We start from the raw sequence: 238 nt of genomic DNA on the forward strand, positions 1-238 counted from the left end.
GGTGCTGCTGCCGTTCGGCCACGTAAGCGGTTTCGGCAATGCGAGCGCGCTCGGCAGCACGACCGGCGTCGGCGACGTGATTCTGACCGCGCCGCTGAAATTCCGCCTGAACGAAGCGAAGGACGTGATCGCCGCGACCGTCTACCTGTATGCGCCGACCGGAAGCTACGACCAGAACCGCGGCCTGAATCTCGGCGCGAACCGCTGGTCGCTCGACTTCCAGGCCTCGTACGTGAAG

At 65.5% G+C, this 238-nt stretch carries 1 protein-coding gene; it reads left to right on the plus strand.

Annotation, left to right across the window (positions count from 1 at the left end; translation table 11 throughout):
• A partial coding sequence (locus SB764_RS44400; RefSeq protein ID WP_410867363.1) for a transporter occupies window positions 1-238 on the plus strand: 238 nt, incomplete at both ends.

This window comes from Paraburkholderia sp. SIMBA_027 (assembly GCF_046535315.1).
Lineage (GTDB): Bacteria > Pseudomonadota > Gammaproteobacteria > Burkholderiales > Burkholderiaceae > Paraburkholderia > Paraburkholderia tropica.